General features: G+C 67.7%; 21 protein-coding genes and 1 pseudogene. 15 read left to right on the top strand and 7 right to left on the bottom strand.

All coding sequences use genetic code 11. The features are described 5' to 3' along the window. Positions 1 to 65 precede the first annotated feature (65 nt). Positions 66 to 938, bottom strand: a complete 873-nt coding sequence (locus tag NM962_03570) for a hypothetical protein (GenBank protein ID UVO13237.1) — start codon at positions 936 to 938, stop codon at positions 66 to 68. A gap of 162 nt (positions 939 to 1,100) precedes the next feature. Between NM962_03570 and alr the strand changes: the two genes are divergently transcribed. The 6 genes and pseudogenes from alr to tsaD all read left to right on the top strand — a co-directional run bounded on the left by alr (position 1,101) and on the right by tsaD (position 5,918). After that, the gene (alr, locus tag NM962_03565) at positions 1,101 to 2,255 is read left to right on the top strand and encodes an alanine racemase (GenBank protein ID UVO13236.1); all 1,155 of its coding nucleotides are present in this window, start codon (positions 1,101 to 1,103) and stop codon (positions 2,253 to 2,255) included. Beyond that, positions 2,245 to 3,351: an alpha/beta hydrolase gene (locus NM962_03560; protein UVO13235.1), complete on the top strand. Its 1,107-nt coding sequence runs from the start codon at positions 2,245 to 2,247 to the stop codon at positions 3,349 to 3,351. Before alr ends, NM962_03560 begins: the two co-directional genes overlap by 11 nt. Further along, positions 3,344 to 3,805 carry a tRNA (adenosine(37)-N6)-threonylcarbamoyltransferase complex ATPase subunit type 1 TsaE gene (gene tsaE / locus NM962_03555; protein UVO13234.1) on the top strand — a complete coding sequence of 154 codons (462 nt, stop codon included), beginning with the start codon at positions 3,344 to 3,346 and terminating at the stop codon, positions 3,803 to 3,805. The genes NM962_03560 and tsaE overlap by 8 nt, the downstream gene beginning before the upstream one ends. After that, positions 3,802 to 4,416: pseudogene (gene tsaB, locus NM962_03550) on the top strand (tRNA (adenosine(37)-N6)-threonylcarbamoyltransferase complex dimerization subunit type 1 TsaB). The gene tsaE and the pseudogene tsaB overlap by 4 nt, the downstream one beginning before the upstream one ends. A gap of 21 nt (positions 4,417 to 4,437) precedes the next feature. Further along, the gene (gene rimI, locus NM962_03545; GenBank protein ID UVO14536.1) at positions 4,438 to 4,878 is read left to right on the top strand and encodes a ribosomal protein S18-alanine N-acetyltransferase; all 441 of its coding nucleotides are present in this window, start codon (positions 4,438 to 4,440) and stop codon (positions 4,876 to 4,878) included. Next, positions 4,875 to 5,918, top strand: coding sequence for a tRNA (adenosine(37)-N6)-threonylcarbamoyltransferase complex transferase subunit TsaD (tsaD, locus tag NM962_03540; protein ID UVO13233.1), 1,044 nt, complete (start codon positions 4,875 to 4,877; stop codon positions 5,916 to 5,918). Before rimI ends, tsaD begins: the two co-directional genes overlap by 4 nt. Before the next feature lie 13 nt (positions 5,919 to 5,931). On the opposite strand, the gene NM962_03535 is transcribed toward tsaD, so the two are convergent. Continuing rightward, positions 5,932 to 6,603, bottom strand: coding sequence for a C39 family peptidase (locus NM962_03535; GenBank protein ID UVO13232.1), 672 nt, complete (start codon positions 6,601 to 6,603; stop codon positions 5,932 to 5,934). A 239-nt stretch (positions 6,604 to 6,842) separates the two neighbouring features. Between NM962_03535 and groES the strand changes: the two genes are divergently transcribed. From groES to NM962_03510, 5 genes are all read left to right on the top strand, one after another. Next, positions 6,843 to 7,145, top strand: coding sequence for a co-chaperone GroES (groES, locus tag NM962_03530; protein ID UVO13231.1), 303 nt, complete (start codon positions 6,843 to 6,845; stop codon positions 7,143 to 7,145). 103 nt (positions 7,146 to 7,248) lie between these two features. After that, positions 7,249 to 8,865 (top strand): chaperonin GroEL, encoded by a 1,617-nt coding sequence (gene groL / locus NM962_03525; protein ID UVO13230.1) that lies wholly within the window; start codon positions 7,249 to 7,251, stop codon positions 8,863 to 8,865. Between the two features lie 154 nt (positions 8,866 to 9,019). Continuing rightward, positions 9,020 to 10,120: a ferritin-like domain-containing protein gene (locus NM962_03520; protein ID UVO13229.1), complete on the top strand. Its 1,101-nt coding sequence runs from the start codon at positions 9,020 to 9,022 to the stop codon at positions 10,118 to 10,120. A gap of 135 nt (positions 10,121 to 10,255) precedes the next feature. After that, on the top strand, positions 10,256 to 10,555 hold the full coding sequence (locus tag NM962_03515) for a GlsB/YeaQ/YmgE family stress response membrane protein (GenBank protein UVO13228.1): 300 nt from the start codon (positions 10,256 to 10,258) through the stop codon (positions 10,553 to 10,555). Between the two features lie 9 nt (positions 10,556 to 10,564). Beyond that, positions 10,565 to 10,846 (top strand): hypothetical protein, encoded by a 282-nt coding sequence (locus tag NM962_03510; protein ID UVO14535.1) that lies wholly within the window; start codon positions 10,565 to 10,567, stop codon positions 10,844 to 10,846. A gap of 38 nt (positions 10,847 to 10,884) precedes the next feature. Here the strand turns inward: NM962_03510 and NM962_03505 are convergent, their stop codons facing one another. The 4 genes from NM962_03505 to NM962_03490 form a co-directional block, all read right to left on the bottom strand. After that, entirely contained in the window at positions 10,885 to 11,037 is a 153-nt protein-coding gene (locus NM962_03505; GenBank protein ID UVO13227.1) for a hypothetical protein, read from the bottom strand. Between the two features lie 8 nt (positions 11,038 to 11,045). Next, entirely contained in the window at positions 11,046 to 12,038 is a 993-nt protein-coding gene (locus NM962_03500; GenBank protein UVO13226.1) for a PE-PPE domain-containing protein, read from the bottom strand. Positions 12,039 to 12,045: 7 nt separating this feature from the next. Next, positions 12,046 to 12,357 carry a DUF732 domain-containing protein gene (locus NM962_03495; protein ID UVO13225.1) on the bottom strand — a complete coding sequence of 104 codons (312 nt, stop codon included), beginning with the start codon at positions 12,355 to 12,357 and terminating at the stop codon, positions 12,046 to 12,048. A gap of 226 nt (positions 12,358 to 12,583) precedes the next feature. Beyond that, the gene (locus NM962_03490) at positions 12,584 to 12,874 is read right to left on the bottom strand and encodes a WhiB family transcriptional regulator (protein UVO13224.1); all 291 of its coding nucleotides are present in this window, start codon (positions 12,872 to 12,874) and stop codon (positions 12,584 to 12,586) included. A 256-nt stretch (positions 12,875 to 13,130) separates the two neighbouring features. Between NM962_03490 and NM962_03485 the strand changes: the two genes are divergently transcribed. Beyond that, on the top strand, positions 13,131 to 13,931 hold the full coding sequence (locus NM962_03485; protein ID UVO13223.1) for a hypothetical protein: 801 nt from the start codon (positions 13,131 to 13,133) through the stop codon (positions 13,929 to 13,931). Here the strand turns inward: NM962_03485 and NM962_03480 are convergent. Further along, positions 13,928 to 14,350 carry a DUF5319 domain-containing protein gene (locus NM962_03480; protein ID UVO13222.1) on the bottom strand — a complete coding sequence of 141 codons (423 nt, stop codon included), beginning with the start codon at positions 14,348 to 14,350 and terminating at the stop codon, positions 13,928 to 13,930. The genes NM962_03485 and NM962_03480 overlap by 4 nt on opposite strands. Before the next feature lie 198 nt (positions 14,351 to 14,548). Between NM962_03480 and guaB the strand changes: the two genes are divergently transcribed. The 3 genes from guaB (at position 14,549) to NM962_03465 (ending at position 19,152) form a co-directional block, all read left to right on the top strand. Further along, positions 14,549 to 16,081, top strand: a complete 1,533-nt coding sequence (guaB, locus tag NM962_03475; protein ID UVO13221.1) for an IMP dehydrogenase — start codon at positions 14,549 to 14,551, stop codon at positions 16,079 to 16,081. A gap of 93 nt (positions 16,082 to 16,174) precedes the next feature. Next, entirely contained in the window at positions 16,175 to 17,314 is a 1,140-nt protein-coding gene (locus tag NM962_03470) for a GuaB3 family IMP dehydrogenase-related protein (protein UVO14534.1), read from the top strand. A gap of 95 nt (positions 17,315 to 17,409) precedes the next feature. Then, the gene (locus NM962_03465; GenBank protein UVO13220.1) at positions 17,410 to 19,152 is read left to right on the top strand and encodes a GMC family oxidoreductase; all 1,743 of its coding nucleotides are present in this window, start codon (positions 17,410 to 17,412) and stop codon (positions 19,150 to 19,152) included. The last annotated feature ends 14 nt before the right edge of the window (positions 19,153 to 19,166 follow it).

The following is a 19,166-nucleotide window of genomic DNA, read 5'->3' as shown; positions in this document are numbered from 1 at the left end:
CGAGCGTGCGGTTTGGCACCGGAATCGGCTGTTTTCGCTACCAAACCGCTCACTCGGCGCGCCCGTCACCAGGTTTTCGGGCAGCCGCGACCGATCAGCGCCGCGCCGATGCGCTCCAGGAAGGCTTCGGGGCGTAAGTGCAGCGTGCGTGACGTCAACCGGATGTCGATCCAGCCCGCCTCGGCGATGAAGTTGTAGCGCTCGGCGTCACGTTCCCGCTGCTTGGGGTCAAGCCAATGGTGAGCGCCCTCGAAGTCGGCGCCGACGAGGTATTCCGCCCAGCCCATGTCGATGCGGGCGCCGACGTTGCCATGGGCGTCGTACACCGGTATCTGGGTCTGTGGCCGTGGGAAACCGGCTTGCACGAGGCACAGCCGGGTTAGAGACTCGTACGGCGACTCCGCGCCGCCGTCGACGAGCTGCAATGTCGCATCGAGCTGCCGTAGCCCCCGGGCGCCCCGGTGGGCGGCGGCTACCGCCGCGATGTCCACCGCCTTGAGATCGGTGGCGTTCATCAGGGCGTCGATACGCTGAACGCCCTCGCTGACAGCCAGGCGCCTTCCCAGGTCGAACGCGGTGCGCGCGGCCGTGGTCACCGGCAGTCCGCTCACTACTCGAACTTCGCCGGCCAGCAGTGTGTCGGTGTGCACGGTGAGCAGCGGTGGTGCCCGCCGGTTGCCGTGAACAAGTTCCGCGGGTTTGTCGGAGTCGATCCACTCCGCGCCGAGCATCGCCGATGCCGACAGCCCGGCGAGCACGCCCCGCCGACGTGACCAGAGCCAGGCGGCCCGGGCCCGCTGCGTCGCCGAGAGGGCTGCCTCGTGCGGCAGCCAAACGCCGGGGTAGACGGGGATGTAGTCGCGCCGCAGCTGGGCGCGGGTCACCGCGCCGGCGGCCAGCGCATCGGACGCCCGAAATGGCCCCTGCCGGGTTTGCATGCCAGCAGGTTGGCACGCGGGCGGGCCGCGGCGCCGACGTCGATTCACAGGCCGGCGTCGAGTGTGTGTTCTCGGTCGCAAAACGGCTTGAGCGCCGATCAAACCGCACACTCGGCGATCCGACGGGCCGGTTCGAGAGGTTCTGGGACAATCGAAGCTGACATGACTGCCGTATCCCGAACGTCCGGCCTGCTCGCGCAGGCGCTGGTGGACCTGGACGCCATTGCCCACAACGTGCGGGTGCTGGCCGAACACGCCGGCGCCGCCGGGGTGATGGCTGTGGTCAAGGCCGACGGTTACGGCCACGGCGCGGTCCAGGTGGCCCGCGCCGCGCTGGCCGCCGGCGCGGCGGAACTCGGGGTCGCCACCGTCGACGAGGCCCTGACACTGCGGGCGGCCGGCATCGCCGCACCGGTGCTGGCATGGCTGCACGGGCCGCATACCGACTTCGCTCCCGCTTTGGCCGCCGATGTGCAGATCGCGGTCTCTTCGGTGGCGCAGCTGAACGAGTTGCTCGATGCGGTGGGGTGCACGGGACGGACCGCGACCGTCACGGTCAAGGCCGACACCGGCATGAACCGCAACGGGGTCAGCGCCGCCGACTTCCCGGAACTGGTGACCGCACTGCGGCGAGCCGCCGCCGACGACGCGGTCCGGGTACGTGGCCTGATGTCGCACCTAGCCTGCGCCGATGAGACCGCTAATCCGGTCAACGACGTTCAGGCCCAACGCTTTTCCGATCTGCTGAGGGTGGCGCGCGACCAGGGCCTGGAGTTCCCGGTCGCCCACCTGGCCAACTCGGCCGGGGCCATGACCCGGCCCGATCTGGCCTTCGACATGGTTCGGCCCGGAATAGCCATGTATGGCCTGAGTCCCATCCCCGAGCGTGGTGACATGGGCCTGATTCCGGCGATGACGCTGAAATCGCTTGTGGTGCTGGTCCGTCCGATCAAAGCTGGGGAGGCAGTCTCCTACGGGCACACCTGGATCGCGCCGGTTGACACCACCGTGGCACTGGTGCCGATGGGTTACGCCGACGGGGTGTTTCGACCGCTGAGCGGACGGTTCGACGTGCTGATCAACGGCCGCCGTCGGCACAGCGTCGGACGGGTGTGCATGGATCAGTTCGTCGTCGACCTGGGCCCCGGCCCCGTCGACGTCACCGAGGGGGACGAGGTCATCCTGTTCGGGTCCGGAGCGGACGGCGAACCGCTGGCCCAGGACTGGGCCGACGCGTTGGGCACCATCCACTACGAGGTGGTCAACAGCCCACGTGGGCGAGTCGCCAGGACGTATCGGGGCACTGATGGCCGGTAATCGGCGCGGGTCGCGGCGGGCCGGCGGTTGGCTCGCGGGGGTGGCCGGCCTGACCGCCGTCGGCACCATCGCCGGGAGCACCATCGCTCGGTCGGTGACACGACGCACCACCGCCGAAGACGCTTACGCCGACGAGGATTTCGAGATCCTCGACCACGACCACGAGTCGGTGGTGGTCACCGATGATGGCGTCGAACTGGCGGTGCGCGACGTAGGTCCGCGCAACGCACCGTTGACTGTGGTGTTCGCGCACGGGTTCTGCCTGCGGATGGGGTCGTTTCACTTTCAGCGGGCGCGGTTGGCGGCCGAGTGGGGCGATCAGGTGCGCATGGTCTTCTACGACCAGCGCGGCCACGGCGAGTCCGGCATCGCGCCGCCGGACACCTACACCGTGCCGCGGCTCGGCCAGGACCTGGAAGCGGTGCTGCGGGCGGCCGTGCCGCGCGGCCCAATAGTGCTGGTGGGGCATTCGATGGGCGGCATGACGGTGCTGGCGCACGCCCGGCAGTTTCCCCAGCGCTATGGCAGCCGGATCGTCGGTGCCGCGTTGATTTCGTCGGCCGCCAAAGGGGTTTCCCGGTCCCCGCTGGGCCAGATTCTGCGTAACCCGGCGCTGGAAGCCGTGCAGTTTAGCGTGCGGTACGCACCGAAGCTGGTGCATCGCGGCCGCGGCGCGGCCCGCGGGGTGATCGCGCCGATCCTGCGTGCCGCCTCCTATGGCACCGACCAGATCAGCCCGAGTGTGGTGGCCTTCTCCGAGGAGATGATGCACTCCACCCCGGTCGCCACCATGGTGGGCTTCCTGCACGCCCTCGAAGTGCACGACGAGAGTGCCGCGCTGTCGACGCTGGCCAAGATCCCTACCCTGGTTGCCTGCGGTGATGCGGACCTGCTCACCCCGCCGGGGTACTCGCGGGCGATGGCGGCCACGTTGTGGGATTGTGAGCTGGTGATTGTGCCCGGGGCCGGGCATTTGGTGCAGTTGGAGGAACCCGATGTCATCGACGAGGCGCTGGTGCGATTGGTGGAGCGGGCCACCCCGCGCCGCGGCATGCTGACGCACCGGTTGCGCCGAAAGGCCGGGCGCAGTGGCTGATCCGCAGGAGGCGACCCTGGCCACCGCCGAGGAGACCGTCGCGCTGGGAGCCCGGCTGGGCGAACAGCTGCGAGCAGGCGACGTGGTGGTGCTGTCCGGACCGCTGGGGGCTGGAAAAACCGTGTTGGCCAAGGGAATCGCTGCCGCACTCGATGTCGATGGGCCGGTAACCTCGCCGACGTTCGTGCTGGCCCGCGAGCATCGGGCTCGCCGTCCGGGCACCCCGGCGATGATTCACGTCGACCTCTACCGCCTGCTCGACGAGACGGGCCTGGACCTGTCGGCCGAGCTGGATTCGCTGGACCTTGACACCGAACTCGACGACGCCGTTGTCGTGGTGGAGTGGGGCGAAGGACTGGCCGAGCGACTCTCCGACCGGCACCTCGATATCAGGCTGGACCGCGCCGTGGACTCCGAGACGCGCACCGCGATCTGGCGGTGGCACACGCCGTGACCGGAGCGATTCTGACCATCGATACCGCCACTCCCGCCGTCACCGCGGGCGTGGTGGCCGCCGATCGGCGCACCGTGCTGGCCGAGCGGGTCACCCTCGACGCCCGCGCTCACGCCGAACGGCTGACCCCGAATGTCCTGGGCGCACTGGCCGATGCCAGCCTGAGCATGGCCGATCTGGCCGCGGTGGTGGTGGGTTGCGGACCAGGGCCGTTCACCGGCCTGCGGGTCGGGATGGCCAGCGCCGCCGCTTATGGGCACGCCCTGGGTATCCCGGTGTACGGCGTGTGCAGCCTGGACGCGATCGGGGTGCGCACTGGCGCAACAACCCTGGTGGTCACCGACGCCCGCCGTCGGGAGGTCTACTGGGCGCGCTATCGCGACGGGATTCGCATCGCGGGACCGGGGGTCAGTGCGCCGGCCGACGTCGACCCGGGTGAAGCTGTCGCGGTGGCGGGTTCACCGGCGCACGCCGAACTGTTCGGCCTGCCCGTACTCGACGTCTCCTACCCGACGCCTACCGGACTGGTTGCCGCGGTGGGGGATTGGGATGGCGAGCCCGAGCCGCTGGTGCCGCTGTATCTGCGCCGTCCCGACGCCAAGCCGCCTGCTTCGGCCGCACCCCCGGTCACTTTGGGGGCGCTGACCAACATCGACGCCGACCGTTGCGCCGAGCTGGAGTCGCAACTGTTCCCCGGTGATGACCCGTGGCCGGCGGAGGCGTTCAGCCGGGCGATCGGCGCGCGCGACAGCCACTACGTCGCCGCCCGAATCGGTGACGCCGTAGTGGGTTACGGCGGAATCGCGCGGCTTGGGCGCACAGCGCCGTTCGAGTACGAGGTACACACCATCGGGGTGGACAAGGCGCATCAGGGGCGCGGCATCGGGCGGCGGCTGCTTGCAGACCTGCTGGAGTACGCCGCCGGCGGCATCGTGTACCTGGAGGTCCGCACCGACAACGCTCCGGCGATCGCGCTCTACCGCGACGTCGGCTTCGTCGAGACCGGACTGCGTAAGCGCTACTACCGCAACGGAGCCGACGCCTACACCATGCGGCGGGAGGCCCTATCGTGACAATAGTCCTGGCCATTGAATCCTCTTGCGACGAAACAGGTGTCGGTATCACCCGCCTGGAAGCCGACGGCACCCTGACGCTGCTGGCCGACGAGGTGGCCTCCAGCGTGGCGGAGCACACCCGGTTCGGCGGGGTGGTGCCGGAGATCGCCTCGCGGGCGCATCTGGAGGCGTTGGGGCCGACCATGCGCCGGGCGCTGGCAACGGCAGGGTTGGGAGAGGACCGCCGTCCGGATGCAGTGGCGGCCACCATCGGACCGGGACTGGCCGGGGCGCTGCTGGTGGGCGCCGCCGCGGCCAAAGCCTACGCGGCGGCCTGGGGAGTGCCGTTCTACGCCGTCAACCACCTGGGCGGACACTTGGCCGCCGACGTCTACGCGCACGGCCCGCTGCCGGAGTGCGTGGGTCTGCTGGTCTCCGGCGGCCATACCCACCTGCTGCACGTGCGGTCGCTGGGGGAGCCGATCGTCGAGCTAGGCAGCACCGTCGACGACGCCGCGGGGGAGGCCTACGACAAGGTGGCCCGGCTGCTCGGGCTGGGCTATCCGGGCGGGCGGGTGCTCGACGAGCTGGCCCGTACCTGCGGCCGGGAGGCCGCGGAGATCCCAGTGTTCCCGCGCGGCATGACCGGCCCGCGCGATGACCCGTACGTGTTCAGCTTCTCGGGCTTGAAGACCGCGGTGGCCCGCTATGTGGAGCGCAACCCCGACTTCGTCCCCGCCGACGTGGCGGCTGGCTTTCAGGAATCTGTCGCCGACGTGCTGACCGCCAAGGCGGTGCGCGCGGCCACCGATCTGGGGGTCAGCACCCTGCTGATCGCGGGCGGCGTGGCCGCCAACTCCCGGCTGCGCGAACTCGCCGAACAGCGCTGTGCGGCAGCAGGTTTGACACTGCGCATCCCGCCGCTGCGGTTGTGCACCGACAACGGGGCGATGATTGCGTCGTTCGCGGCGCACCTGATCGCCGCCGGCTCCCCGCCGTCGCCGCTGGACGTGGCCACCAACCCGGGCCTGCCGGTGGTGGCGGGCCAGGTGAGCTGACCGAAACTTGCCCCTAAATTTGCGGCGCCCACGGCAGCGTGCCGTACCCGGTCGCCTGGGTGACGATCAGCAGGTTGTCGCCGGTCGCCCAGGCCTGGGTGAAGGTCGCCATCGGGATCTGCTCGTCGCGGCCGTCGGGGGTGCCGCTGTCGTTGAGGTGCACCACGTTGTTCGCGGTATCCACGCCGGTGACGACGACGGCATGGTCGGCCTGGGTGCGCTGGCCCTGCCCGGCCGGGTAGTCCCAGATGGTCTCGGCGTTGAGCCCGGCGATCACCTTGTGCCCGGTCGCCAGACTCTGTTCCAGACCTGCCAGGGTGTTGCCGCTGGTCAGCTCCGAGGTGATGCCGTAGTTGCTCAACAGCACCACCATGTCCTGCGGTGAGGTGCCGTCGAATTCGTAGACGCTGCCCTGGTGGTCGCTGCTCGGGGTGAACAGGCCGCGCAACTCTATGCCGATCTGCATCGGTTCGTGGCCGGTGAGCTGGCCGACCACGTCGGCAACCGCCATCAGCCCGCAGTCCTCCTGGTGCTGGTAGCGCCAGTAGGGCGCGGCGGCGCCCGGGTTTCCGTACATCTGACCGCTCGGGTCAGCGGAGGCGATCCCGGCCCCGCCGATGGCGACTGCGGTGATCAGTGCGACCGCTGCGGTGGAGCGCGTCACGGCGCGCATGGTGGTAAACATGTGCGCCATTGTCGGTTCGGTTCCTGGGTGCTGCCTGGGAAATGATCTCGGCACCGGGGCCACCTTGAGTGCTAGCACTCTCATGTATAGAGTGCTAGGTGGCAGTCGGTCGGATTCTCGCTCGGCACCCGCGACGACGACGCGAGGGCTCGCACGAATGCCGAACACCTTAAGTAAGTACGTTCCGATGGGCTCGGCATCGGCCGGGTCGCATCCAGACAATGTGGAGGGCTCCAATCGTGGCGAGCGTGAACATCAAGCCACTCGAGGACAAGATCCTCGTTCAGGCCAACGAGGCCGAGACCACGACCGCTTCCGGTCTGGTCATTCCGGACACGGCCAAGGAGAAGCCGCAGGAAGGCACCGTTGTCGCCGTCGGCCCTGGCCGGTGGGATGAGAGCGGCAGCAAGCGGATCCCGCTGGACGTCGCCGAGGGTGACGTTGTCGTCTACAGCAAGTACGGCGGCACCGAGATCAAGTACGGCGGCCAGGAGTACCTGATCCTGTCCGCGCGCGACGTGCTGGCCGTTGTAAGCAAGTAGGTCGGCAAGTAGCCACAAAGCAACCACCGTGCCCGCCCCGGAGATCCCCGTAATACGGGTGATGTCCGGGGCGGCACGCGTAGAGAAAAGGGCTTAAACAGCTATGAGCAAACAGATTGAGTTCAACGAGGCCGCGCGCCGGGCGATGGAAGCCGGCGTGAACAAGCTCGCTGACGCAGTCCGGGTGACACTGGGCCCGCGCGGCCGCACCGTGGTGCTGGCCAAGTCCTTCGGCGGCCCGACGGTGACCATGGACGGCGTCACCGTGGCCCGTGACGTGGACCTGGAAGACCCCTTCGAGAACCTCGGCGCCCAGCTGGTGAAGTCGGTGGCCACCAAGACCAACGACGTGGCCGGCGACGGCACCACCACGGCCACCGTGCTGGCCCAGGCCATCATCTCCGGCGGACTGCGCAACGTCGCGGCCGGCGCCAACCCGATCGCGCTGGGCGCCGGCATCGCCAAGGCCGCCGACGCGGTGTCGCAAGCGCTGCTGGCCGCGGCCATCCCGGTCTCCGGCAAGGAGTCGATCGCGCAGGTGGCCACCGTGTCCTCGCGCGACGAGGAGATCGGTGAGCTGGTCGGCGAGGCGATGACCAAGGTCGGCAGCGACGGCGTGGTCAGCGTGGAGGAGTCCTCGACGCTGTCCACCGAGCTGGAGATCACCGACGGTGTCGGCTTCGACAAGGGTTTCCTGTCGGCGTACTTCGTCACCGACTTCGACTCGCAGGAAGCCGTCCTCGAAGACGCCCTGATCCTGCTGCACCGCGACAAGATCAGCTCGCTGCCGGACCTGCTGCCGCTGCTGGAGAAGGTCGTTGAGGCAAACAAGCCGCTGCTGATCATCGCCGAGGACGTCGAGGGCGAGCCGCTGTCGACCCTGGTGGTCAACGCAATCCGCAAGACGCTCAAGGCCGTTGCCGTCAAGGCGCCCTACTTCGGTGACCGGCGCAAGGCCTTCCTGGAAGACCTCGCGATTGTCACCGGCGCCCAGGTGGTCAACCCCGACGTCGGCCTGACGCTGCGGGAAGCCGGTCTGGACGTGCTGGGCTCGGCCCGCCGGGTGGTGGTCAGCAAGGACGACACCGTGATCGTCGATGGTGCCGGGACTGCCGAGGCCATCGCTGGACGGGTCAAGCAGCTGCGCGCCGAGATCGAGGCGACCGACTCCGACTGGGACCGCGAAAAGCTCGAGGAGCGGCTGGCCAAGCTGGCTGGCGGCGTGGCCGTGATCAAGGTCGGCGCAGCCACCGAGACCGCGCTCAAGGAGCGCAAGCACCGGGTCGAAGACGCGGTGGCGGCGGCCAAGGCTGCGGTTGAGGAGGGCATCGTCACCGGCGGCGGTGCCGCGCTGGTGCAGGCCCGCGCGGCGTTGTCGGGGCTGGCGTTGACCGGCGATGAGGCGACCGGCGTGGAGGTGTTCTCCGCCGCGCTGAGCGCACCGCTGCACTGGATCGCCACCAATGCCGGTGTGGACGGTGCCGTGGTGACCAGCAAGGTCGCCGAGTTGCCGGTCGGGCAGGGCTTCAACGCCGCAACGCTGTCCTACGGCGACCTGGCCACCGACGGCGTCGTCGACCCGGTCAAGGTGACCCGTTCGGCGGTGCTCAACGCCGCCTCGGTCGCGCGGATGATCCTGACGACGGAAACGGCCGTCGTGGAGAAGCCTGTCGAGGTCGACGAGCACGCCGGGCACGGGCATCACGGGCACGCCCACTAGGTAGTTCGCACGCAACACCCCCGGTCCCGCCGTTTGGGCCGGGGGTGTTGTCATGTGCTTGGTCTTCGCGCCGATGCTTGACGCACCGCCGCCCGCGGCGCAGTGTGATACACGTCATAAGACCACTGGTCACACCCGGTAAAGGCGGCAGCGCATGACCACAAGGGACAAGTACACCGACGTGCCCACGCCCTACTCGTGGGAGGTCGCCAGCGGCGGCGACGCGCGCTTCACGTGGGAGTACGACGACGGTCGAGCGCGGCTGCTGTCGCTGTATCAGAAGGGCAAGGACAAGCAGTGGGATGCCCAGTCACGCATCGACTGGTCCCAAGACGTCGACCCGATGAACCCGATCGGGCTGCCCGACGAGTTCCATCCACTGTTCGGCAGCCCGATGTGGGAGTCCGCGGACGAGGCGCGTCGCGCCGAGATGCGCCAGCACTCCCAAGCTTGGCAGTTCTCCCAGTTCCTGCACGGCGAACAGGGCGCGATGGTGTGCGCGGCCAAGATCGTCCAGGTAGTCCCGGATTTGGACGCGAAGTTCTACGCGGCCACCCAGACCATGGACGAGGCTCGGCACGTCGAGGCCTTCTCGCGGTTCCTGCAAGAGAAGATCGGCATCGTCTACCCGATCAACAAGAACTTGACCGCACTGTTGGATGACACCCTGCATGACTCACGCTGGGATATGCCCTATCTCGGTATGCAGGTCCTCATCGAGGGGCTGGCGCTGGCGGCGTTCGGGGTGCAGCGCGACCTGGCGGCGCCGGACTCACTGGCTAAGAAGGTGCTGGCCTACGTGATGCAGGATGAGGCTCGACATGTCGCCTTCGGTCGAATCTCGTTGAAGGACTACTACTCTGAGCTCACCGAGGCTGAACGTGACGACCGCGAAGAGTTCGTGGTAGACGCCTGTTACCTGATGCGCGACCGGTTCCGCGGCGAGGAGGTCTTCGAGACTCTCGGCCTGGACGTCAGGGAATGTGCGAAATGGGTCGACGCGTCACCGCCGATGACGCAGTTCCGTTCGCACCTGTTCAGTCGCATCGTGCCGATCGTCAAGGACATCGGCTTGTGGGGTCCCAAGGTGCAGAAGGCGTTCCGGGACATGGGTGTGCTTGACATGGCCGGCTTCGATATCGAGGCGCTGATGAAGGCCGACGAGGACCAAGCCGAATCCCTGGAACGGGCACACGCCGAGATGGCCGCACGGGCCGTCGAGGTCAACGAGGTGATCACGGCGGGCGCGAGCTAACCGGACGGGCTGGGCGCCAGCGGTCCGGCCAACGCGCCCCGTATCGGAGAGGTGATTAGCCGTCGCGCAGAACGGGTATGAATCTCCCGCGGCGTTGACCTCAACGGCGCTAAGGGTGTCGAAAAGGAGATCACCATGAACGCAGTGGCGGCCACCGAATTCCTGGCCCGTTCCACAACGTTGACCAGTGTGGGGTGGATCGGCTACATCGTGATCGGTGCTATTGCCGGCTGGATCGCGGGCATGGCCATGAAGACCAAATATGGCCTGCTCGCCGACGTAGTCGTAGGTGTCGTCGGAGCGTTGATCGGCGGGTTCTTGCTCAGCTTCGTCGTGGATACGGCGAGCGGCGGCTGGTGGTTCACCTTGTTCACTGCAATTTTGGGCGCGATCATCCTGCTCTGGTTGCTGCGTCTCGTCGGGCGTGAGGCGTAAGGAGTGACGATGATGAAAAACGTTGCGTTTGCCGCCTTTGCGCTAGGGGTGCTGCTTTCCAGTGGGTGCTCGACCTCGCAGGTGATCAACACCGGCGGCGACACCAAGTGCAAGGATTTCGTCGACCAGGACGAGAAGAAGCAAGACGACGAGATCACCAAGATGCTCAAAGACAAGAGCGGTGCTGACCCATCGAATCTGGAAATCTCGGCGACCCGTCTGTCGGTGTCGACCTACTGCAAGACGTTAGGAAAGCCGGACAGCAAGATATCCGAGGCGCCGCACGGCTGAGGGCACAGCGCAGTTCGGCCGGATAAGTCCGGTTGAGTTCAGTACGCGTTGATGAACAGCAGCACCAGCGAGTCCCGCACGCTCTTGAGCGGATCGCTGGTGGCGACCCCATTGAACAACAGCGCGTTGGCTTCCAGGTTTTGCCAGACGCCGTCCGGGTTGGAGGGATTGCCGATGAATACCAAATGCAATGCATCGCTCAGAAGAAGTCATTGACGAACAGCTGCAGAGAATCCCACAGGCTATCGAAGATGCCGCTGTTGGCGGCCCCGCCGTTGAAAACCGCATTGATCCAGGCGTCGAAGCCGTTGATGTCGGTGTCGGAAATATCGACGTAGGTCAAGCTGCCGTCGACTGTGATGGTGGCGTCGGCGACCTGCTCCGGCGTCAATCCGAGATACCACACGTGCGGGCCCAAGACATCCAGCAGCGCACCCCACAGGCCTTCAGAGGCGTAGACGGCAGCAAAGTTGGAGACCGGGTCGCCGGGCAGGCCGTAAATGGTGGCCGAATACAGATCATTGGGTGTTTCGACGCCCAGGACATCGGTCATGCCGAAAAGATTGAACAGATAGGCCGTCAAGCTGGGGCCGAGCAGCGCTTCCACGGCCGCTTCCAGGTGTTGCCAGATGCCGGTCGGGGTGGAGGGGTCGCCGATGAACACGAAGTGCAGAGCGTCGCTGGGAATGCCGGCCTCGGCCAGTCGGGTCATTGCGATCGACTCGGCGGTGGCGCTTTGCGAGTAGCCGAAGATCGTCAGCGGATGCTCGGCGTCGAAAGCGCCTGGATTGGCGTTGAATTGGTTCTCGACGGCGAGGACGATCGCCGAGGCTGCCGTGAGACTGCTGGGGCCCTGCTGGATCAGTTCGGGTGTCGTCAGCACCTGCAGTGGGGCACTGCACGGGTCGGTGCCGTCCATGTAGCAGACCATCGAGTCGGTTGAACCACCGTTGAAACCCAGCGGGTTCAGAAACAGGTTCTCGGCGGACCGCGCGAATTCAGGTGAGGGCGTGGGTTCAGTGGTTCCGCCGAGGATGAGCGCTGTTTGGCTGCCCGCCAGCGGCCCGGTGGCCGACAGCAGCGCCGCCGCGGCGTGGACGACCGGTTGGCCGGTTGCGACTCCGGCCGCTACCAGACCGACGGCGACGACGTGAGCAACTGCGCTTTTGCCCGCTCTGCCTTGCGATGTCATCGCGCGTTTAGAGGGTGTCGGGGCACAGGTGATGTTGCGCGGCATTGATCAGCATGCGTCCCTTGTCGGCATCGTTCGGGTTCACCTGTGCCAGCGTCTGTTCGGGCTTCTCGCCCAGTCGCAGCCGGTTGCAGGCCATCCAACCGTTGGCCACCACCACGCCGTCGGGCAATTGCTGGTCTCCCAGCGTCAGGCCCGGAAACCCATTGGATCGCAGTTCATTAAGGAATCCCTCGTCGTCAGCGCTCGCGATGGGTGCGCCGAGGAGGCCCACGGCGAACCCTGCTGCGATGGTTGCAAACAGCAGGTGCTTTCTCACGGTGCTCTCCTTGCTCTTCTTACCCTCGCAGCCTCGCGGGCTGCCGAAAGAAAAGCGTAATGGCGCAACTGGCCTGGGGTCGGAGAACCGAGTGATCCGCGCTCAACTCAGCGCGACGGTCGCGTCGCCGGGAGAGGTGGGTTGGGCGAACAGCCCCCGGCTAACCGGGGGCTGCTCAGGGTGCCCACGGGCCGCGGATGTGACGCCGCGGCCGGTCGGGAAGTAATCAGCCGCTGGGGCGCAGGTTGCAGCGCAGCGCGGCGTGCCGCTCGGCTTCGGACATGCCGCCCCAGATGCCATAGGGCTCACCGACGGCGAGTGCGTGCGTGCGGCACTGTTCCAGCACCGGGCAATTGCGGCACCACTTCTTGGCGTTCTGTTCGCGCTGGGCGCGGGCGCGGCCGCGCTCGCCGTCGGGCGGGAAGAACACCGACGAGTCGACCCCTCGACACGCTCCCCGGAGCTGCCAATCCCATACGTCCGCGTTGCGGCCGGGCAATTGCTCAACCTGTGGCATGGGAACCCCTCTCAAAACGCTGTTGGGGCCGGATCTTTCGGATGCGGCTTGTCGAGCGGTATCTCAGGTGGTGCGCGTAAAGCAGCGCCGGCTGTCTTCCGGCGCCGAGGGGACGGTAACGAAACGATCTGAAGTAAAACCAACGCGATGGTTAAGAAAGACTGGCCTAAACGGGTGGAGTTTCCGTGAGAGTGGATGTTATTCCGCATTCTGTGGAGTGGTTATGCGAAAGCGGTACCGCGTAACGTCGCCAGCGATGATTGACGACCCAAATGCCGTCCTAGTGGCCGCCGCTTTCGGCGATGAACCCGGCCGCTGGCCCCTGCCCGAGGCGACCAATCCCCGGCAGCGGTGGCTGCGCGCCGTCGCGGCAGGGGGGCAGGGGCGCTACGCCAGCGCCGCCGCCGATCTGGCGGCGTTGGTGCGCGAGGTGCCGGCCGGACCGCTGGCCTCCCTGGCTTACAGCACGCGGGGCTCGTTCCTGCGCCAACTCGGCGGGCACGATTTGGCCCGCGGCTTCGACGGCCGGGCGCTGGCGCTGGCCCTCAAAGACCGCGAAGTCGACCTGGAGGCCCGCGCCGATGCGCTGGTCGGGCTGGCCGCCGACGCCCTGGGAGTCGGGCGCTTCGCGGCGTCGGCGGCACTGCTGGCCCGCGCCGAACCGGAGCCGTGCACCGCACCGCCGCGCCTGATGGTCCGCCGGCATTGGGTGACCGCAGAATTGGCGATGGTCACTGGCGACGGAGCCGCCGCGGTGCGTCATGCCGAGCAGGCGTGCGAGCTTGTGAGCGATGGCATGGTGCGACACCGGGTGAAAAGCCAGGTGGTGCTCGCCGGTGCGTTGTGCTGTGCGGGGAAGATCGAGCGGGCGCGCGCCGTGGCCGACGCCGCGCTGAAGGACACCGGGCGGCTGGGGTTGGTGCCGTTGCGATGGGCGCTGGCGTGCATGTTGGCCGATGTCGGCAGCACTACGCGGACGGCTGAAGAGTTACGCGGTCTGCGTGACGGGGCCGCAGAACTGGTGCGCCACCGCGGTGGCAGCTGGCAGCGGCCCTAATCAGGGGCCGAGAATCGGCGGTAGCGGTCGGCTTCCGAGGTCGCCCCGTTGAGCGACGCATCGGCGTAACCGCGGCAGTAATCCCACGTCACGTAACTGTCTGGTTCCGGGTCGTAGGCCGGTTCGTGCGGCCGGACGGTGCCGTCGATGAGCAGCTGCAGCAGGTTGGCGCGCAGCATGTCCCAGTCGTGATAATGGTCCTGCTGGCAGTCGTCGCAGCACACCACTAGGCCGCGAATTCCCCTGTGCGCCAGTAACGCTTCGTAGACCGCCAGATCGGCGAGATCGGCCTCGACTGCGGTCCGTTCCTGCGGATCCAGCGGCTGGCCCGGTTCGACGGCGTCCAGCGCCGCAGACGGGTCATGCGGATCGTCGGCGAACGGGTCGGGCGGCAAACCGGGTGGCAGGTGGTCACGCACGCCCATCAGGGTACGCAGTCGCCATGACAGAACGCCAGCGGTGGGTCCAGGGGCCCGCCCGGAGGTCAAGGGTGGTGGCGGGCGAACGCAGCTGCGCGCCGCGATTAAGATGGACTTCTCACCCCGGTTTTGTAGTGGAGGCTCCCAGATGGCCGTTGGTTGTCCAAAACAGAGGTCAGCGCTCCGATGATTGATGCCATGGGCCCGCAGGATGATGCGGTATACGCCGGTGGCGCGCTCGACGGACAGTCCCCCAAGATCGCGATGCTGGGGTTGACCTTCGATGACGTCCTGCTGCTTCCGGCAGCGTCCGACGTGGTGCCGGCCACCGCCGATACCGCGAGTCGGCTCACGCGCAACATCGCGCTCAAGGTGCCGCTGGTCAGCTCCGCGATGGACACCGTCACCGAGGCCCGGATGGCGATTGCGATGGCCCGCGCCGGTGGCATGGGCGTGTTGCACCGCAATTTGCCCGTCACCGAGCAGGCCGGCCAGGTCGAGACCGTCAAGCGGTCCGAGGCCGGGATGGTCACCGACCCGGTCACCTGTACGCCGGAGAACACCCTGGCCGAGGTGGATGCGCTGTGCGCCCGCTTCCGGATCTCCGGGTTGCCGGTGGTCGACAACAAGGGCTCCCTGGTTGGCATCATCACCAACCGGGACATGCGCTTCGAGGTCGACCAGAACAAGCCGGTCGCCGAGGTGATGACCAAGACGCCGCTGATCACCGCGCAGGAGGGCGTCTCCGCCGACGCCGCACTGGGCCTGCTGCGCCGGCACAAGATCGAGAAACTCCCGATCGTCGACGGCCATGGCAAGCTGACCGGGCTGATCACCGTCAAGGACTTCGTCAAGACTGAGCAGCACCCGCTGGCCACCAAGGACAGCGACGGGCGGCTGCTGGTGGGTGCCGCGGTGGGTGTTGGCGACGACGCCTGGATCCGGGCGATGACGCTGGTGGATGCCGGGGTGGACGTCCTGATCGTGGACACCGCGCACGCCCACAACCGCGGGGTGCTGGACATGGTGGGCAAGCTCAAAGCCGAAGTGGGGGAGCGGGTCGATGTGGTCGGCGGCAACGTGGCCACCCGAAGCGGCGCCGCGGCGCTGGTCGAGGCCGGCGCCGACGCGGTGAAGGTCGGGGTGGGCCCCGGCTCGATCTGCACCACCCGGGTGGTCGCCGGGGTGGGCGCCCCGCAGATCACCGCCATCATGGAGGCCGTCGCCGTGTGTGCCCCGGCCGGTGTGCCGGTGATCGCCGACGGGGGACTGCAGTACTCCGGAGACATCGCCAAGGCGCTGGCCGCCGGCGCCTCGACGACGATGCTGGGTTCACTGTTGGCCGGCACCGCCGAGTCGCCCGGCGAGCTGATCTTCGTCAACGGCAAACAGTTCAAGAGCTACCGCGGGATGGGGTCGCTGGGCGCCATGCAGGGCCGGGGTGGAGCCAAGTCCTACTCCAAGGACCGCTACTTCCAGGACGACGCGCTCTCCGAGGACAAGCTGGTGCCCGAGGGCATTGAGGGCCGGGTGCCGTTCCGGGGCCCGTTGAGCACGGTCATCCACCAGCTCACCGGCGGGCTGCGGGCGGCGATGGGCTACACCGGTTCGGCCACCATCGAGGCGCTGCAGCAGGCACAGTTCGTGCGCATCACGGCCGCGGGGCTGAAGGAAAGCCACCCGCACGACATCACCATGACCGTCGAAGCGCCGAACTACTACGTGCGTTAAGCGTCGAAACCGACGTTTTGCAGGTCGCTTCTCGTACTTTTGCTGCAAAACGTCGGTCTCGCGGAGAGATAAGGGTGACCCCGCATGCGTGACATGGTTGAGATCGGCATGGGCCGCACCGCCCGTCGCACCTATGAGCTCGACGACATCAACATCGTGCCGTCCCGGCGCACGCGTTCGTCCAAGGATGTGTCCACTGCCTGGCAGCTGGACGCCTACCGCTTCGAGATGCCGGTGCTGGCTCATCCCACCGACGCGCTGGTCTCCCCGGAGTTTGCCATCGAACTGGGCCGGCTCGGTGGACTGGGTGTGCTCAACGGCGAAGGACTGATCGGCCGCCACGCCGACGTCGAGGCCAAGATCGCCCAGGTAGTCGAAGCGGCCGCCAAGGAACCCGAGCCGTCGGCGGCGATCCGGCTGCTGCAGCAGTTGCATGCCGCGCCGCTGAACCCCGAGCTGCTCGGCGCCGCGGTGGCGCGCATCAGTGGGGCGGGAGTGACCACCGCGGTGCGGGTGAGCCCGCAGAATGCCGCGGCGCTGACTCCGGCGCTGGTGGCCGCCGGCGTCGACCTGCTGGTCATCCAGGGCACCATAATCTCCGCCGAGCGGGTCGCCGTGGACCGCGACGGAGCCGGCGAACCGCTCAACTTGAAGACCTTCATCTCCGAGCTGGACATCCCGGTGGTGGCCGGTGGGGTCATCGACCACCGCACCGCGTTGCACTTGATGCGGACCGGGGCGGCCGGGGTGATCGTCGGCTACGGCTCCACCTCCGGGGTGACCACCTCCGACGAGGTGCTGGGCATCTCGGTGCCGATGGCCACCGCGATCGCCGATGCGGCCGCCGCGCGCCGCGAATACCTCGACGAGACCGGCGGGCGCTACGTGCACGTGCTGGCCGACGGCGACATCCACACGTCCGGCGATCTGGCCAAGGCGATCGCTTGCGGCGCCGACGCGGTGGTGCTGGGCACGCCGCTGGCGGGCGCGGCCGAGGCGCAGGGCGACGGCTGGTACTGGCCGTCGGCAGCCGCCCACCCCTCCCTGCCGCGCGGCGCGCTGATGCAGGTCGCCTACGGCGAGCGCCCCAGCCTGGCGCAGGTGCTCGAGGGCCCGTCCGACGACCCGTTCGGCTCGTTGAACCTGGTCGGCGGGCTGCGTCGCTCAATGGCCAAGGCCGGCTACTGCGACCTCAAGGAGTTCCAGAAGGTCGGCCTGACCGTCGGTTCCTGACGCCCCAGTCTTCGTCTCCGGACGACGAAAATCGCGACGAAATATGGCCGCGACGACCCTGCTACCACCGGTACCGGCTAGGGCATACTGATCCGATGCAGCCTGACTACGACGTCCTGATCATCGGCTCTGGTTTCGGTGGCAGCGTGAGCGCGCTGCGGCTGACCGAGAAGGGCTATCGGGTCGGCGTACTGGAAGCCGGACGCCGATACGCCGACGCGGATTTCGCCAAGAACTCCTGGCATCTGCGCGAGTTTCTGTGGGCGCCGAAGCTGGGTTGCTACGGCATCCAGCGCATCCACCTGCTCAACAACGTCATGGTGCTGGCCGGCGCCGGCGTCGGCGGCGGGTCGTTGAACTACGCCAACACGCTCTATGTCCCGCCGGAGCCGTTCTTTGCCGACAAGCAGTGGGCGCACATCACCGACTGGCGCGCCGAGCTGATGCCGCACTACGACCAGGCCAAGCGGATGCTCGGCGTGGTCCAAAACCCGACTTTCACCGACGCCGACCGCATCGTCAAGCAGGTCGCCGATGAGATGGGAGTCGGCGACACGTTCGTTGCCACCCCGGTCGGGGTGTTCTTCGGCCCGGACGGCGCCAACGGTGCCAAGGAGCCGGGCAAAACCGTGGCCGACCCGTACTTCGGCGGCGCGGGCCCGCAGCGCACCGGTTGCATCGAGTGCGGCGAATGCATGACGGGCTGCCGCTGGGGCGCCAAGAACACCCTGGTGAAGAACTACCTATATCTGGCGGAATCTTCTGGCGCACAGATACATCCGATGACGACGGTGACAGCATTCGAACAGGGTGCCGACGGATTGTGGCAGGTGACGACGGTGCGCACCGGACGGCGCGCGCGGCGGCACCGCAAGACCTTCACCGCCCGGCATCTGATTCTGGCCGCCGGCACCTACAACACCCAGCGGCTGCTGTTCAAGATGCGGGACAAAGGAAAGCTGGACAACCTTTCCAGCAAGCTTGGGGTACTTACTCGCACCAACTCCGAATCCATCGTGGGCGCAGCAACCTTGAAGGTCGATCCGGATTTGGACCTGACCCACGGGGTGGCGATCACCTCCTCGATCCACCCGACCGCCGACACCCACGTCGAACCGGTCCGCTACGGCAAGGGTTCCAACGCCATGGGCCTGCTGCAAACCCTGATGACCGACGGCGCCGGACCGCAGGGCACCAAGGTGCCACGGTGGCTGCAGCTGCTGGGCCAGGCCGGCAAGAATCCCCCCCGTATGCTTCGGCTGCTGATCCCTCGGCACTGGAGCGAACGCACGGTGATCGCCCTGGTGATGCAGCACCTGGACAACTCCATCACCACGTTCACCAAACGCGGCAAGCTCGGCCTCCGCCGTTACACCAGCAAACAGGGCCACGGTGAGCCCAACCCGACCTGGATCCCGGTCGGCAACGAGGTCACCCGCCGCATGGCCGCCAAGATCGACGGGGTGGCAGGCGGCACCTGGGGTGAGCTGTTCAACATCCCGCTCACCGCGCACTTCTTGGGCGGGGCGGCGATCGGGGACAGCCCCGAGCACGGCGTCATCGACCCTTACCAGCGGGTGTACGGCTACCCGACTCTGGCGGTGATGGACGGCGCGGCGGTGTCGGCCAACCTCGGCGTCAACCCGTCGCTGTCGATCACCGCGCAGGCCGAGCGGGCCGCGTCGCTGTGGCCCAACAAGGGTGAGGCCGATCTGCGGCCGGCCCAGGGCGAGGCCTACCGGCGCCTCGACCCGATCGCGCCGAAGAACCCGGCGGTGCCCAGCGGCGCATTCGGCGCGCTGCGCTGGCCGGACAAGCGCACCGACGCGGTCGGCTGAGTCCGCAGCGGGTT

It is taken from the genome of Mycobacterium sp. SVM_VP21, from assembly GCA_024758765.1.
Lineage (GTDB): Bacteria > Actinomycetota > Actinomycetes > Mycobacteriales > Mycobacteriaceae > Mycobacterium > Mycobacterium heraklionense_C.
The sequence above is the reverse complement of the archived record's forward strand: the minus strand, read 5'-3'. Positions and strand labels throughout refer to the sequence as shown.